Here is a 14,218-nt window from a genome sequence, read left to right as displayed (position 1 = left end):
CCGATGGGGCCGAGCGGGCAGGATGGTCCCTTGTGAGTGAGAACGGCGACCGCAACGTGCCCGGCAAGGGCCTGCTCGACGGGCTCGCCGTAACCCTGAAGACCCTGACACGGCGATCCACCACCCAGCAGTACCCCGACGTCGAGCCCGATCTCCCGCCGCGCTCCCGCGGCGTGATCGCGCTGTCCGAGGAGAACTGCACGGTCTGCATGCTCTGTGCCCGCGAGTGCCCCGACTGGTGCATCTACATCGACTCGCACAAGGAGGAGGTCGTCGTTCCCGGCGCGGCGCGCGCCCGGCAGCGCAACGTGCTGGACAAGTTCGACATCGACTTCTCCCTCTGCATGTACTGCGGCATCTGCATCGAGGTCTGCCCGTTCGACGCGCTGCACTGGACGCCCGAGTTCGAGTACGCCGAGACCGACGTCCTCTCCCTGCTGCACGACAAGACCCGGCTGGGCGAGTGGATGCGCACGGTTCCGCCGCCGCCGGCGCACGACGTGCTCGGCGAACCCTCCAAGGAGGAGGCGACCGCCGTGCGCAAGGCGGCCGGCCCGGGCGCGGCCACCGCCGCGAAAACCGCGAGACCAGCGGCGGTACGCCCGTCCCAGCCCTCAACCGCAGCCACGGCCGTCCCGCCGGCGCCGGTCCGGCCGGCCGAACCACGACCCTCGGCCGGGGAACCGAAGTCCGAGCCGAAGCCCGAGCCGAAGCCCTCGCTGAAGCCCGAGCCGAAGCTGGAACCGACGGCGGAGCCGGAATCGGGGCCGAAACCGGAATCCGGGTCGGAGGCCGGTAAGTGACCGTCGCCGACGTGCTGCTGCTGGCGCTCGGTGCCGTCGCCGTCGGCTCCGGCGCCCTGGTCGTCACCAGCTCCCACCTGGTCCGTTCCGGTCTCTACCTGGTCGTCAGCCTGGGTGCGATCGCCGGCCTCTACCTGGTTCTCGGCGCCGAACTGGTCGCCTGGGTGCAGATCCTGGTCTATGTCGGCGCGGTGGTGGTCCTGCTGCTGTTCGCGGTGATGCTGACCCGCGCCCCGATCGGCCCGTCCCCCGACCTGGACCGTCCCGGCCTCCCGGCGGCCCTGATCGGCGGCGGCGTCGGTTTCGGCCTGGCCGTCCTGTTCGCCGACGCCTTCCACTGGGTGCGGTACCCGTATCCGGAGCCCGGCACCGCCGAACGGGTCGGTGAGCAGATCTTCGGCGCCTGGGTGCTGCCGTTCGAGGTGGTCTCGATCCTGCTGCTGTCGGCCCTGGTCGGCGCGATCGTCCTGTCCCGCCCGGACATCGGCGCCCGCCTCGCGCCCGAGCCCACGCCGCCCGCCCCCACACCAGCCGAGCCTCCACCGGCCGGTCCCGAGCAGCCCGGTTCCGAGCGGCCCGGCCCGGACACGGACGATGCGAAGGCGGCCGGCCTCGCGGCGGACGAAACTGAGGCGGACCAGGCCACCGACGCGACGAAGGGGGCGCAGGCCTGATGCACGTCGTCATCCCGTACGTCGTCGGCGCCCTGCTGTTCGGCCTGGGTGTCTACGGCGTTCTGCGCCGCCGCAACGCGATCCTGGTCCTGATGGCCGTCGAGCTGATGCTGAACGCGGTCAACCTGATCCTGGTCACCGCCGACGTCTCGCTGCGTTCCGCGCTCACCGGCGTCGCGATCGAGTCCTGGGCCCGCCCGGGCTCGGCCGCTCCCGGCACCGGCGGCGTCCTCGCCCTCTTCGTGATCGTGTTGGCCGCCGCCGAGGTCGGCGTCGGCCTCGCGATCATCCTGCAGTACTACCGGATGCGTAAGGCGGTCGTGCTCGACGACGTGCGCCTGGACCACGAGGACGAGGAGCGGGTGGCCGGGTGAGCATCGACGTCTCCGGGCCGCTGCTGCCGCTCGTACCCCTGCTCGCCGGTTTGATCGGTCTTCTGCTGCCGCCGGGCGACGGTGGCGCCGCACGCCGGGGGGCCGCCGCCGGTCTCGGTGTGGTGGGCGCCGGCTCGGCCGTGGTGTTCGCGCTCTTCGCCGTCGCCTCTGCGTCGTCGTCGCCCGGGCCGGACAACGATCCGGGCTTCGGCGGGATCGGGTGGGACGGCTCGGGTCCGGCCACCTTCGGCCACCTGACCGTCGGATTCGACCCTCTGGTCGACGCGGCAGCCGCCTACGTCGCCGTCGCCGTGGCCGTGGTCGCGCTCTTCGTGCAGATCTACTCGATCTCCTACCTGCACGACGACCCCCGCTACGCCCCGTACGCCGCCCAGGTCAGCCTCTTCACCGGCGCCATGCTGCTGGTCGTCACCAGCGGCGACCTGATCGTCATGCTGGTCGGCTGGGAGGTGATGGGCGCCTGTTCCTACCTGCTGATCGGCCACGACCGGCGGCTGCCCGAGGCACCGGCCGCCGCGGTGAAGGCGTTCCTGGTCACCCGCGTCGGCGACGTCGGTTTCCTGCTGGGCCTGGCGGTGCTGATCGCCGGGGCGGAGAGCACCCGGCTCGCGACGGTCCTCACGCACGACTACTCGGCGGCCACCCTGACCGCGGCCCTGCTGCTGATCCTGGCCGGTGTCGCAGGCAAGAGCGCCCAGTTCCCGCTGCACACCTGGCTGCCGGACGCGATGGCCGGCCCCACCCCGATCTCCGCGCTGATCCACGCCGCGACGATGGTCGCGGCCGGCGTCTACGTGGTCTTCCGGCTCTACCCGCTCTATGTGCGGTCCCCGGCCGCGCTCGCGGTGCTCGCCGTGATGGCCTCGATCACCATTGTCATCGGCGCGCTGTCGGCGACGGCCCAGGACGACCTGAAGCGTGTGCTGGCCTGGTCGACCGTCTCGCAGATCGGTTACATGACCGGGGCCCTGGCCGTCGGTTCGCCCGCCGCCGCCCTGTTCCACCTGCTCACCCACGCCGCGTTCAAGGCGCTGCTGTTCCTCGCGGCCGGCGCGGTGATCCACGCGGTCGGCACCAACCTGCTGTCCCGGATGGGTGGCCTGCGCCCGCACATGCCGGTCACGTTCTGGTCGTTCGCGATCGGGCTGGGCGCCCTGGCCGGCCTGCCGCCGCTCTCCGGCTTCTGGTCCAAGGAGAACGTGCTGACCGCCGCGGCCCACGCCACCGAGGGTGGCGAGACGGCCCCGGCCTGGGCCGCCTGGCTGGTCTGGCTGGCGGCGTTGCTGTCGGTCGGCGTCACCGCCTGGTACGCGACTCGCCTGTTCCTGCGGGCGTTCTTCGGAGTGTCCCGCGCACACGGCCCGGACGGCCCGCACTGGGAGATCGGCTTCGACGACGCCCGCCACCAGACGCCGGCCACCCCGCACGACCCGCCCGGCCCGATGCGCTGGCCGCTGATCCTGCTCGCGATCCCGGCCGCCCTGCTCGGCCTGGCCGCGTTCGCCCCCGGTTTCCGGACCGCCCTCGAACTCGAAGACCCGCACCTCGGCGTGGCCGTCGCCCTTCCGCTGCTGCTGCTCGCGACCGGCGCCGGCACCGCGTGGTGGCTGTGGTGGGCGGTGCCCGGCGCCGACCCGGCCGACGCCCTGGGCTGGGCCCGTCCGTTCCTGGCCGCCGGGTTCCGCCTCGACGACGTGCAGCACCGTTTCGTGGTCCGTCCGGTCACGGCGCTCGCCAGACTCGCCACCGCCGGAGACACCCGGGTCGTCGACGCCGCCGTGATGGGCGCCGGAACGAGCGCCTCCCGGCTCGGTGAAGCGCTGAAAGAGGCGCACCGGCTGCCCCTGCCCGCCGCCGCGGTCGCCGTCTGCCTCGCCGCCCTGCTGCTCGGTGCCATCGCCTGGTGGGGAGCCATCTGATGTACCGCGATTACCTCGAACCCGCCTGGGCGCTCCCGCAGGTCCTGCTCGTCGCGCTGCTCGCCGTGCCGGCCCTGGGCGCGATCGTGGTCGCCCTGCTCCCGGCGGCCCGGGACCGGCAGGCCCGGCTGGTGGCCACCGGTTTCGCCGCGGTCACCTTCGTGCTCTCGATCGCCACGGTCCTCAGCCGGCAGATGGAGTCCGGCTGGGCCACCTACGGTGACCGCGTCGTGTCACCGCTGCTGCCCTGGGCCGAGGTCGACCTGCCGTGGGTTCCGGCTCTGGGGCTGGAGTTCCACCTCGGCGTGGACGGGGTGTCCTATCCGCTGATCGTGCTGACCGGGCTTCTCACGCTGCTGTGCTGCGCGTACACGGTGAAGAAGGTCCCGGACGGCGGCTCCGGCCGCGCCCTGGCGGCGTTGCTGCTGGTCCTGGAAGTCGGCGTGCTCGGCACCTTCCTCGCCCTGGACCTGATCCTCTTCTTCCTGTTCTTCGAGGTCGTCCTCCTGCCGATGTACGCGGTGATCGCCGGCTGGGGCGGCCCGCGACGCCGGGCGGCGGCCCGCAAGTTCGTCCTCTACACCCTGGCCGGTTCGGTCCTGCTGCTGCTGGGCGTGCTGATCGTCGTCACCGGCGCCGGTACCGGCGACCTGGTCACCCTCACCGGCTCCACCGAGCTCAGCCGGGCCACCCAGTGCACGGTGTTCGCCCTGCTCGCGCTCGCGTTCGCGGTGAAGGCCCCGCTCTGGCCGCTGCACACCTGGCTGCCCGACGCGCACACCGAGGCGCCGACCGTCGGATCGGTGATCCTGGCCGGGGTGCTGCTCAAGATGGGCACCTACGGCCTGATCCGGGTCGGTGTCGGCGTCGCCCCGGAGGGCGCCGAGTGGGCCGCTCCGGTCCTGGGCGCCCTGGCCGTCGCCGCGATCGTCGCCGGCTCGCTGATCTGCCTGCGCCAGACCGAGCTGAAGCGCCTGATCGCCTACTCCAGCGTCGGGCACATGGGCTTCGTGCTGCTCGGCATCGCCACCCTGTCGATCACCGGCATCCAGGCGGCCCTCGTCGGGAACGTCGCGCACGGCCTGATCACCGGACTGCTGTTCTTCCTCGCCGGGACGATCAAGGATCGTACCGGGACCGGCTCGCTGAACCAGCTCAGCGGCCTCCGCGAGACCGCGCCGCGCCTGGCCGGCCTGTTCGCGTTCGCGGCCATCGCCTCCCTGGGGCTGCCCGGCCTGGCCGGTTTCTGGGGCGAGGCGTTCGCGGTGATCGCCGCGGTGCAGCGCGGTGGCCCGCTGTGGATCACGCTGGCCGCGGTCGCCGCCGTCGGCGGCGCGCTCACCGCCGCCTATTTCCTGCGTCTGCTGCGCCAGCTCACCCACGGCCCGGCCACTCCGGCGGTACGGGCGGTCAATCCCGCCATCAGCCGTGTCGAATGGCTGGCCTGGGCGCCGTTGGTCCTGCTCACGCTGGCCGTCGGAGTGGTGCCGGCGCTGGTCCTGGACGGCACTTTCCAGCCCCTGACCACCCTGCTGGGAGTGCGCCCGTGAGAAGTCAGGCCGTCGATCACATCGCGTTGCTGCCGCTGTATGCCGCCGCCGGCACCGCGGTTCTCGCGCTCCTGGCCGACCTGTTCGCCGGCCGGCGGCCGGTGACGGTCGCGGTGACCCTGCTGGGCGCGCTCGCCACCGCGGTCTGCGCGTTCGCGGTCGTCCCTGCGAACCCCACCTTCTGCGCCACCGGCGGCTGCTCCTGGGTGCCGACCTCGTCGGCCGCGGTGGCCGCCGCCCTGTTCGCCGTGCTGACCGCGGGAGTCCTCGCCTTCTCGATGCCGGCGCTCCGCCTGGGCGCCGCCCCGGCCGGCGAGTACTGCTTCCTGCTGGCCTGCTCGATGACCGGTGGCGTGACCGTCTCCTATGCGGGTGACCTGCTCACCCTGATCGTCGGGCTGGAGACGCTCACCCTCCCGCTCTATGTGCTCGCCGGCCTGCGCCGGTTCGCCCCCACCGAGCGTCCCAGCACCCGGCCCGCCGAAGCCGCGGTGACGTTCTTCCTGATCAGCGTCGTTTCCACGGCGATCGCCCTGCTCGGCATAGCCCTCAACTACGCCGCCACCGGAACCGTTCACCTGGCCCTGCTCGGCCCCGCCCCGGTGCCGTTCGCCGCCCTGGCCGGGGTCGGCGCGGCCCTGCTGGTGATCGGTCTCGCGTTCAAGGTCGCCGCGGTTCCGCTGCACGCCTGGGCGCCCAGCACCTACGACGGCGCGCCGATCCCGATCGCCGCCTACCTCTCCACCGCCTCCAAGCTCGGTGGCGTCCTGGCCCTGGCCGCGATCGTCGCCCGTCTCGACACCGGTGCGGTGCTCTCCGCCCTGGCCGTCCTCACCATGACCGTCGGCAACCTGGTCGCGCTCCGCCAGTCCCGCATGGTGCGCCTCCTGGCCTGGTCGTCGGTCGCCCAGGCCGGCTACATCCTGGCCGCCCTGGCCATGGGCGCCACCGGAGTCCCCGCGGCACTCGCCTACGCCGCCTTCTTCGTCGTCCTCGAATTGGTCGCCTTCGGCGTGGTGGTCGCCCTCCGCCCGGCCACCCTCCCCGCCTCCGCGGGCCAGTCGGGTGGGACCTCCGCCGATTTCGACGGCGGCACTTTCGGCGACTACCGGGGTGCTGCCCGCCGCCATCCGTGGCTCGGCGCCGCCTTCGTCCTCGCGTTCGCCGGTCTCGCCGGTCTCCCGCCGGGCCTGGCCGGCCTGTTCGCCAAGGTCTCCGTGGTCGAGGCCCTGGTCGCCGAAGGCTGGATCTGGCTGGCCGCCGTGGTCGTCGTCAACGCGGTGATCGCCTTGGCCTACTACGTCCGAGTGGCCGCGCTGCTCTACACGGTCCCGGCCCAGCCCGGCATCGCGGTGACCGACCCGGCCCTGGTGTACGACGCCACCCACCCCCGCCTCCCGGTCAGCCGCCCGGTGGCCGCCGCGCTCCTGGCCGCCACCGTCGTGGCGGCGATCCTCGGATTCGCCCCGCAGTTGCTCTTCGACGCCCTGACCTGATCGCGTTCGGGCGAACGGAGCGACCGCCTCCCACACCGCAGCAGCCCGGCGGCCGCGCTGCGGCCTTGCTCCGGGAGATGGTCGCGGGGAGCCAGGTGACACGTGGTTGTGGTTGTGGAAGGCCGTCCCCGTACGCCGAAATATCTTGAAGCCGCAACATTTCCGGCCCCTCAGCCGCCGCGGGGTTCAGCGAAGTCACAGCGTGCGCACGGATGAACACGAAGGCAGGCGAGGTTCCTTTGGAGTGCGGGTCACGAGCCCGCAAGCCGAAGGATCCGCCGGCGGGCGAACGGATCCGCTGGTGACGCTCACGACAACGGCGAATATTCGAGAGGCGTGAACCGGCTGCCGACGTTAGCCTCGAAAGGCGTTTCGCTCGTTACCGATCGGCAGCCGGAGGCCAGCTCGTGACCGCATTACGTCAGTACCTTGGCGTGTGGCACCTACCGGGCGCCAAAGTTCTCCTCCCGGTCGGCATCCTGGCCCGGCTCGGCATTGGGATGACCCCGCTGGCCCTGCTCCTGCTGGTCGAGCAGGTCACCGGGCGCTATGCCGCGGCCGGCCTCGCGGGCGGCGTCTACGCCGTGGCCGGCGCCGTGGTCAGCCCGATCGCCGGCCGGCTCGCCGACCGCATCGGGGCCGGCCCGATCCTCGTGGCCACGGCGGTGTTGCATCCGCTCGCGCTGGCCGGTCTGCTGCTCGCCGGCCGGGGCGGTGCGGGCAACCTGGAGTGGATGTTCGTGGCCTCGGCGGCGGCCGGCGCGACGTACCCGCCTCTGACCGCGGCGATCCGCCGCGCCTGGACCGACATGACCGCCCACGGCACCGGCCGCCACGAGTTGCGCTCCGCCGCGATCGCCGCCGAGACCTCGCTGTTCGAGCTGGTGTTCGTGCTCGGCCCGATGCTGGTCGCGGCGTTCATGGTGGTCACCGCCGACCCGGCGTCCGCGCTGATCAGTTCGGCGGTGGCGACGCTCGCCGGCACCGTCTGGATCGCCCGGCTCCCGGTGATGCGGCGTCGCGGAGTCCACGACCCTGAGACCGCGGCCAGGGGCCTCGGCCCGCTGCGGACCGGCGGGTTCCCCGCGGTGCTGCTCTGCGTCGCCGCGCTCGGTGTCGCGTTCGGGTCGGCCGGCGTGATCGTTCCGGCGTACGCCGCCCAGCACGGTGGCGACGAGGCTCTCGGCGGGGTGCTCCTCGGCGTGTGGGGTATCGGCAGCGCGATCGGCGGCATCTGGTTCGGCACCCGCCGCCCGGCGATGAGCCTGTCCCGGCAGTTCGCCTGGCTGCTGGCCGCGGTGTCGGTGAGTTTCCTGGTGCTGGCGTTCATGCCGGGGCCGCTCTGGCTCGGCGCGGCCCTGCTCCTCGGCGGCGCCACCATCGCACCCGCGCTGACCGTGGAGAACAGCCTGGTCGGCCGGATCGCTCCGGCCGGCATGCTGAACGAGGCGTACACCTGGATGATCACTGTCTCGGTCGCCGGCAGCGCGGCCGGCGGCGCCGTGGCCGGGATGATCGTCGACCAGCCGGGTGGTCTGCCCTGGTCGTTCGTGTTCGCGTCCGCAGTGCTGCTGGTCGCCGCGGGGACAGCCGCGATCCCGGAGGGTTCGATGGCCCGCGCCGACCGGCATGCCGCTGAGAGGCTCGCCACCGAGCTGGTTTGAGTTTCGCCGCGATAGCCTGGCGGGAGGGCGTGTATCGAGGGGGTCGGCTTTGTCCAAAGAGGTCGAAAGCATGCGCGCGGCGGACGCGGATCGCCAGCAGATCGCCGACCAGTTGAAAGCCGCTCTCGACGAGGGCCGGCTGTCCCTTCATGAGTACGACGACCGGGTCGGCGCCGCCTACGCCGCGCGGACCTACGCCGAGTTGATGGTCATCGTCCAGGATCTTCCTCGTCCCGGGCTGAGCAATTCCGAGGTGGCCGCCCAGAAACGCCGCGCCGATCGCCGCCTGCCGACCGCCCTGATCGTCCTCTGGACCATCTGGGGCGCTCTCGCCGCGGTGAACGTCGTGATCTACGCCCTGGTCGCGGTCACCGCCGGCCTCGTCTACCCGTGGCCGATCTGGCTGCTGGTGCCCGGCGCCGCGCTCGGCGCGGTGACCGTGGGTGTGCAAGTGATCCGCAACCAGACCCGGAATTGAGCCCCGCATGACCGCACCGACCCGCGTTCCGATCTCCGTTCTCGACCTCGCCACGGTCCGCGAAGGACACGGCAGCGCCGACGCGCTGCGTGGCACGATCGAGATCGCCAAGGCCGCCGACCAGCTGGGCTACTCCCGCTTCTGGGTCGCCGAGCACCACAACATGCCGGCTGTCGCGTCGACCTCTCCGCCGGTGCTGATCAGCGCTGTCGCCGCGCACACCAGCGACATCCGGGTGGGTTCCGGCGGCGTCATGCTGCCCAACCACATGCCGTTCGTGGTGGCCGAGCAGTTCGCCCTGCTGGAGGCCCTCTACCCGGGCCGGGTCGACCTGGGCATCGGCCGTGCGCCCGGCACCGACCAGGCCACCGCGGCCGCGCTGCGGGGCGTCTCGCCCTACCTGACCGTCGAGCAGTTCCCGGACCATCTGCGGACCCTGCTCGGCCTCCTCGGCGACGAGCGGGTCCGGTCCGGCCGTCTCCTGGCCACGCCCGCCGCGGAGACCTTCCCCGAGGTGTGGATGCTCGGTTCGTCGACGTATGGCGCCCAGATCGCGGCCGCGCTCGGCTTGCCGTTCTGCTTCGCCTATCACTTCGCGATGAGCTCCGACGTGGACGGCGCGTTGCGCCTCTACCGTGAGGGCTTCCAGCCCTCGGCCCGGTTTCCCCGGCCGTGGGTGATGGTCAGCGCCTCGGTTCTGGCCGCCGAGACCGCCGAGGAGGCGCACTTCCTGGCCGGTCCCAGCCGGGTGATGGCCCTCAGCCTCCGCACCGGCCGCCTCGGCCCGATGGTCTCGCCGGAAGCGGCCGCCCAGCGCCCGCTCTCCGACCTGGACCGGTCCGTTCTGGAGTCCCTTCCCGGCACCCAGTTCGCCGGCACCGTCGACGAGGTCATCGCCGCCCTCGACGCTCTGGCGGAGCGCACCGGCGCCGACGAACTCCTGCTGGCGGGCGCGGCCTACGATCCGGCCACCCGCGTCGACAGCCTGACTCGCATCGCCAAGGCGTGGGCCGGATGACCTGGCGGCTCACCTCCGACGTCTCGGCTTTCGCCGAGAACGCCGGACCCTTTCTGCGTTCGTCGCCGGTCCGGCACACCGTTCTGCTCACGGTGCTCGCCGCCTTGCGGTCGCGAGGCCCTCACGCGTACGGGGAAGGCGATCCGGTCTTCGGCTGGTGGACCTCCCCCTCGGGGGAGGTGTCCGGTGCCCTGCTGCAGACCCCGCCCTACCCGCTGACCCTGACCGAGGTGCCGCCGGAGGCCGTCCCCGCCGCCGCTACAGCCTTGGCCGCCTACCTGCTACCCGCCAGTTCTTCGGCCGGGCTGCCGCCGACGGCCCCTTTTTCGGCCGTGCCGCCGCTGGCGCCGTCAATCTGCTGGCCGGTGATGTTCCCGCTTTCACCGAGGCGTGGCGGTCTCTGGCCGGGGGAACCGCCGCGCCCGGCAGGCAGACCCGCCCACGGCGGCCTCACCGTCTGGGAGTCGGCTGGCGGTCCGGTCGCGATGGCGGCAACTTCCCGTTCGGAGGCCGGCATGGTTCGTGTCCAGTGCGTCTACACCCCGCCGGAGCACCGCCGTCAGGGTTTCGGCGGTGCCGCGACCAACGCCGCCACCCGTAATGCGCTGGACGCTGGAGCTTCCGAGGTGGTCCTCTTCACGGACTTGTCGAACCCGGCGAGCAACGCCCTGTACCCGAGGCTGGGTTTCCAGCCGATCGAAGACCGAGCGGTGGTGGAGTTCTCCTCATGACCAGCGGCATCGTCCTTTCCCTCAACGTGGGCCGTTCCGAACCGAATCCGGCGAAGGACACCGACGCCACCGGCATCGGCAAACGCCCCGTGGACCACGCCGTGACCGTCCGCCGCCCCGGCCCGAAAACGACAGGCCTGCACAGCGGCGTGGTCGGCGATTTCATCGGCGACACCAAACACCACGGCGGCGACGACCAGGCGGTGTATGCCTACGCCGTCGAGGACTACGCCTGGTGGGCCGCCGAGCTGGGTCGCGACCTGACTCCCGGCCTGTTCGGCGAGAACCTGACCACCGAGGGCCTGGACCTGTACAACGCGGTGCTCGGTGAGCAGTGGCAGGTCGGCGACGGCGTGCTCCTCCAGACGACGTTCGGCCGCATCCCGTGTTCCACGTTCCAGCACCGCATGGCTGAGCCCCGCTGGATCAAGCGTTTCGCCGCCACCAACCGCACCGGCGCCTACCTGCGCATCCTGCAGGAGGGCGAGATCCGCCCCGGCGACCGCATCGAGGTGGTCGACCGTCCCGCACACGGCCTGACTCTCGCCGAGGCGTTCGACATCTACATGCACGCGCCCGAGAACCTGCCGCGTCTCCTGGTCGCCGAGGCCCTCCCGCCGTCCCTCCGCGACGACATCGAGAAGCGCCTGGCCAAGAGTTCCGCCTAGCCCGGCGCACATCGAAAACCGCGCACCCACCGGCGAACGCACCCCGCCCGGCAGCCGGCGACCTGCACCGGCTGCCGTTAGTGATGAACAGCCCGCACGGTGACGTGCCCGAGGGAAAGCGGGCGACGGTCCGCTCGGTCGCTCACGGCTGCCCGAGGAGGAGCCGGCGGAGGCGGGCGCCATCCTCGAGTGCGTCCGCGGGCACGCTCCAGTAGGCCTCGACGGTCACGGTCCGGCCCCGCGCGGTGTAACGGAACGGCGCGGACCCGCTGTCGTGCCACGCCTCACGCTCGGCAACCGGCACCTTCGCGTAGACGGCGTCCATGACGATGCCGACCTGTACCGCGCCGCGCCGCAGCGACCAACCACCGAAGAACCCGGCGAGGTGTACGCCGGACGCCGGCCCGAGCAGGTCGAGCACGTGCTCGGCCGTCGCCCGGGACCCGGTCATCGCCCACCCGCCGGAAGGAACCGGTCGACATGGGCGCGGTAGGCGCCGTGCAGTTCGTCCAGGCGCGCGGCCCCCAGGGCGAGGGGGACTCCGTAGAAGCCGGTAAGGAGCCCGGTCACGGCGGCCTCCTGATCCGGTGTGGCCGGCAGGTGGCCGGCGGCCCGCAGGTGACGGCGGAACAGATCGGCCTGGTCGGTGATCACGACGTCGAGGGCACTCACGTCGTCGAACACCATGAGCCGCTCGGCGGGACTGATCTCCAGCGGTAGGCACACGCCACCACCGCGGGCCACCGCTGCGGTGATCTCGAACCACATCCGCGGACCGGCGACGATGGCGGTGGCGGTCTCGTCGAAGAAGCGTCGCAGGAACGCGGCCCCTTCCGGCGCCTCGGAGGCGACCAGCGTCGTGCCGATCCGCCACATGCAGATGTGGTACGCGAGGAGATCGGCCTTGGACGAGAAGTGTGCGAAGAACGTCGGCTCGGACACCTCCTGGGCCGCCGCGAGCTCGCGCACCGAGATGTCAGCGAACGGAGTGTGCTCGATCCGCTCGCGCACGGCCTGCCACAGCCCGACCCGCAATCTGGCACGTTTGCGCTCGCGCAGCGGCAACGCCGCGAGCCGGTCGGCCGCGGTCATGGCAGCGGCAGCGCTTGCACCAGCGCCTCCGCGACGCCCGCGGACGAGGCCGGATTCTGCCCGGTGATCAGGCGGCCGTCGCGACGCACCGTCGCGGTGAACGGTGCCCCCTCCTCGACGACAGCGCCGAGGGCGGTCAGTCGCTGCTGCAACGAGAACGGAATCACGGTATCCGCCCCGGCCAGAGCCTCTTCGGCGTCGCTGAACGCGGCGACGGTGCGCCCGGCCACCAGTGGCGAGCCGTCGGCCGTGGTGGCTCCGAGGAGGCCGGTCGACCCGTGACAGACCGCGGCGACGATCCCGGTCCGGTACACCGAGCTGACGATCCCGGCGAGGGTGTCGTCGTCCGGGAAGTCCCACATGGTGCCGTGGCCGCCGACCAGGAACACAGCGGCGTAGTCGCCCGGGTCGACGGACTTCAGCGCCGCCGTGTCCGCGAGCAGCGCGTCGAGGTCGGCGACCGCCGAGGTGTCGAAGTCGGCGCTCGCGGGGTCGACCGGAGGCCGCCCACCGCGGACGGAGGCAAGGTCCACCCGAAGGCCGGCCCGCCGGAACGCGAGCACGGGGGTGACCAGCTCCTCAAGCCAGAACCCGGTCTGGCGTCCGGTGGTGCCGAGAAGATCATGGGAGGTGAGCACGGTCAGTACACGCGATGACATGCCTTGACCCTAGACATATTTCTTACCAAACACAAGAAATTTACTGAACCCTGGCGGCTTGGCGCTCCACCGGCCGGCCGTCTGGGTCGTCGAACGGCATCTCGTCCCGGTAGACAACTCACAGCTGGCTGGGCCACTGCCGAAGATTCGAGGACGCCTGACGTACGCCAAGCCGCTGCCGCCGACGACCCTCACCCGGTAGAGACAGGTGCACATGGCACCTCGAGGCGAGCAGCCCGGTCGGCCAGGAGATGCCAGCTGCTCCATGCCAGAGAGGACGCCACTCCATTACCCGACCGACCGCCAGCCCAGCGGGACGTACTGCCTATACCTGGTGTCGGCGGGGAATGACTGGCGCTGTCGGCGGCCGTACCTATCAGCGACGGACGAGAGACCGGGTGTCGAGTTCGAACCGGAACGGATGCTCGGAGGTCAGGTTCGCGCCGGTCTTCACGACGGTTTCCTCGACGTAGTGCTGGTCATCGAGGCGGTTGAGCCGCAGTGTCAGCGAATCCGGCGCCTCATGCTCGACCAGGAGATACCACCCGATGCCAGCAGAAGCGTAGAGCTGCATCTTGAGCACACGATCCATGGCAGCGTTGCTCGGCGAAACGATCTCACCGACCAGGAGTACCCGGGAAGCGTCTGCCGTGACGGCCTCCTCGTCCAGGTCCACCACCGCCAGGTCGGGAATCACGATGCGGCCGGTGTGCAACCGGACGTTGATCGCCTCATATACGAAGAGCCCGGCTGGCGCGGCACCTTCCTCCAGCGCGTTCGCCAGACGGCGGGAAAGGCGCTGGTGGCTCATGTTCGGCGCGGGGCTCACCACCAGGCTCCCATCGATCAGCTCGATCCGGTCCGTCGTCTCGCCGAGCGCAAAATACTCGTCCTCAGTCCATGGACCGACGTGGTCGACCACTTCCAGGCTCATCGACGACGTCACCCCCCAACGGCTCACAAGACAAGAAATGCTCCCCCCACGGTACGGCACCCCAGGCGGCACGGCGTCCCAGGAAAGCGGCATACCGGCCGATTCGCCTGACGCCTACTCCAGGCGGACTCGGCCCG

15 protein-coding genes are annotated in these 14,218 nt (G+C 71.6%); 11 read left to right on the top strand and 4 right to left on the bottom strand.

Annotated features, from left to right (window positions below; translation table 11 throughout):
* Positions 1 to 32: 32 nt before the first annotated feature.
* From QLQ12_RS08330 to QLQ12_RS08280, 11 genes are all read left to right on the top strand, one after another.
* A complete protein-coding gene (locus QLQ12_RS08330; protein ID WP_282758360.1) occupies positions 33 to 803 on the top strand; it encodes a NuoI/complex I 23 kDa subunit family protein in 771 nt (256 codons plus the stop codon).
* A complete protein-coding gene (locus tag QLQ12_RS08325; protein ID WP_282758358.1) occupies positions 800 to 1,477 on the top strand; it encodes an NADH-quinone oxidoreductase subunit J family protein in 678 nt (225 codons plus the stop codon). Before QLQ12_RS08330 ends, QLQ12_RS08325 begins: the two co-directional genes overlap by 4 nt.
* The gene (gene nuoK, locus QLQ12_RS08320; protein ID WP_282758357.1) at positions 1,477 to 1,851 is read left to right on the top strand and encodes an NADH-quinone oxidoreductase subunit NuoK; all 375 of its coding nucleotides are present in this window, start codon (positions 1,477 to 1,479) and stop codon (positions 1,849 to 1,851) included. Before QLQ12_RS08325 ends, nuoK begins: the two co-directional genes overlap by 1 nt.
* Positions 1,848 to 3,791 carry an NADH-quinone oxidoreductase subunit 5 family protein gene (locus QLQ12_RS08315; protein WP_282758355.1) on the top strand — a complete coding sequence of 648 codons (1,944 nt, stop codon included), beginning with the start codon at positions 1,848 to 1,850 and terminating at the stop codon, positions 3,789 to 3,791. Before nuoK ends, QLQ12_RS08315 begins: the two co-directional genes overlap by 4 nt.
* Positions 3,791 to 5,341: a complex I subunit 4 family protein gene (locus QLQ12_RS08310; protein WP_282758353.1), complete on the top strand. Its 1,551-nt coding sequence runs from the start codon at positions 3,791 to 3,793 to the stop codon at positions 5,339 to 5,341. Before QLQ12_RS08315 ends, QLQ12_RS08310 begins: the two co-directional genes overlap by 1 nt.
* Positions 5,338 to 6,837, top strand: a complete 1,500-nt coding sequence (locus QLQ12_RS08305; protein WP_282758351.1) for an NADH-quinone oxidoreductase subunit N — start codon at positions 5,338 to 5,340, stop codon at positions 6,835 to 6,837. Before QLQ12_RS08310 ends, QLQ12_RS08305 begins: the two co-directional genes overlap by 4 nt.
* Positions 6,838 to 7,244: 407 nt before the next feature.
* Positions 7,245 to 8,501 (top strand): MFS transporter, encoded by a 1,257-nt coding sequence (locus QLQ12_RS08300; RefSeq protein ID WP_282758349.1) that lies wholly within the window; start codon positions 7,245 to 7,247, stop codon positions 8,499 to 8,501.
* Between the two features lie 70 nt (positions 8,502 to 8,571).
* Positions 8,572 to 8,979: a DUF1707 SHOCT-like domain-containing protein gene (locus QLQ12_RS08295; protein WP_282758347.1), complete on the top strand. Its 408-nt coding sequence runs from the start codon at positions 8,572 to 8,574 to the stop codon at positions 8,977 to 8,979.
* A gap of 7 nt (positions 8,980 to 8,986) precedes the next feature.
* On the top strand, positions 8,987 to 9,997 hold the full coding sequence (locus QLQ12_RS08290; RefSeq protein ID WP_282758345.1) for an LLM class flavin-dependent oxidoreductase: 1,011 nt from the start codon (positions 8,987 to 8,989) through the stop codon (positions 9,995 to 9,997).
* Complete coding sequence (locus QLQ12_RS08285) at positions 9,994 to 10,728, top strand: GNAT family N-acetyltransferase (RefSeq protein WP_282758343.1); 735 nt, start codon at positions 9,994 to 9,996, stop codon at positions 10,726 to 10,728. Before QLQ12_RS08290 ends, QLQ12_RS08285 begins: the two co-directional genes overlap by 4 nt.
* Positions 10,725 to 11,396 (top strand): MOSC domain-containing protein, encoded by a 672-nt coding sequence (locus tag QLQ12_RS08280; protein WP_282758341.1) that lies wholly within the window; start codon positions 10,725 to 10,727, stop codon positions 11,394 to 11,396. The genes QLQ12_RS08285 and QLQ12_RS08280 overlap by 4 nt, the downstream gene beginning before the upstream one ends.
* 142 nt (positions 11,397 to 11,538) lie before the next feature.
* Here QLQ12_RS08280 and QLQ12_RS08275 read toward each other — a convergent pair whose 3' ends face one another.
* The 4 genes from QLQ12_RS08275 to QLQ12_RS08260 form a co-directional block, all read right to left on the bottom strand.
* Positions 11,539 to 11,847: a TfoX/Sxy family protein gene (locus QLQ12_RS08275; RefSeq protein ID WP_282758339.1), complete on the bottom strand. Its 309-nt coding sequence runs from the start codon at positions 11,845 to 11,847 to the stop codon at positions 11,539 to 11,541.
* Positions 11,844 to 12,488 (bottom strand): TetR/AcrR family transcriptional regulator, encoded by a 645-nt coding sequence (locus QLQ12_RS08270; protein ID WP_282758337.1) that lies wholly within the window; start codon positions 12,486 to 12,488, stop codon positions 11,844 to 11,846. Before QLQ12_RS08270 ends, QLQ12_RS08275 begins: the two co-directional genes overlap by 4 nt.
* Positions 12,485 to 13,147, bottom strand: a complete 663-nt coding sequence (locus QLQ12_RS08265) for a type 1 glutamine amidotransferase domain-containing protein (protein WP_282758335.1) — start codon at positions 13,145 to 13,147, stop codon at positions 12,485 to 12,487. Before QLQ12_RS08265 ends, QLQ12_RS08270 begins: the two co-directional genes overlap by 4 nt.
* 376 nt (positions 13,148 to 13,523) lie before the next feature.
* Positions 13,524 to 14,081, bottom strand: coding sequence for a Uma2 family endonuclease (locus QLQ12_RS08260; protein ID WP_282758333.1), 558 nt, complete (start codon positions 14,079 to 14,081; stop codon positions 13,524 to 13,526).
* Positions 14,082 to 14,218: the final 137 nt, after the last annotated feature.

The organism is Actinoplanes sandaracinus (assembly GCF_030009775.1).
In the GTDB taxonomy this organism is placed as follows: domain Bacteria; phylum Actinomycetota; class Actinomycetes; order Mycobacteriales; family Micromonosporaceae; genus Actinoplanes; species Actinoplanes sandaracinus.
Note: the sequence above shows the minus strand (reverse complement) of the source record. Positions and strands in the feature narration are given on the sequence as shown.

Bases quoted from the DNA above. Each gene is read 5' to 3' on its own strand.
- QLQ12_RS08260 (WP_282758333.1), bottom strand. From the start codon at position 14,081: ATGAGCCTGGAAGTGGTCGACCACGTCGGTCCATGGACTGAGGACGAG.
- QLQ12_RS08280 (WP_282758341.1), top strand. From the start codon at position 10,725: ATGACCAGCGGCATCGTCCTTTCCCTCAACGTGGGCCGTTCCGAACCG.
- QLQ12_RS08290 (WP_282758345.1), top strand. From the start codon at position 8,987: ATGACCGCACCGACCCGCGTTCCGATCTCCGTTCTCGACCTCGCCACG.
- QLQ12_RS08275 (WP_282758339.1), bottom strand. From the start codon at position 11,847: ATGACCGGGTCCCGGGCGACGGCCGAGCACGTGCTCGACCTGCTCGGG.
- QLQ12_RS08270 (WP_282758337.1), bottom strand. From the start codon at position 12,488: ATGACCGCGGCCGACCGGCTCGCGGCGTTGCCGCTGCGCGAGCGCAAA.
- nuoK (WP_282758357.1), top strand. From the start codon at position 1,477: ATGCACGTCGTCATCCCGTACGTCGTCGGCGCCCTGCTGTTCGGCCTG.
- QLQ12_RS08285 (WP_282758343.1), top strand. From the start codon at position 9,994: ATGACCTGGCGGCTCACCTCCGACGTCTCGGCTTTCGCCGAGAACGCC.
- QLQ12_RS08265 (WP_282758335.1), bottom strand. From the start codon at position 13,147: ATGTCATCGCGTGTACTGACCGTGCTCACCTCCCATGATCTTCTCGGC.
- QLQ12_RS08295 (WP_282758347.1), top strand. From the start codon at position 8,572: ATGCGCGCGGCGGACGCGGATCGCCAGCAGATCGCCGACCAGTTGAAA.
- QLQ12_RS08310 (WP_282758353.1), top strand. From the start codon at position 3,791: ATGTACCGCGATTACCTCGAACCCGCCTGGGCGCTCCCGCAGGTCCTG.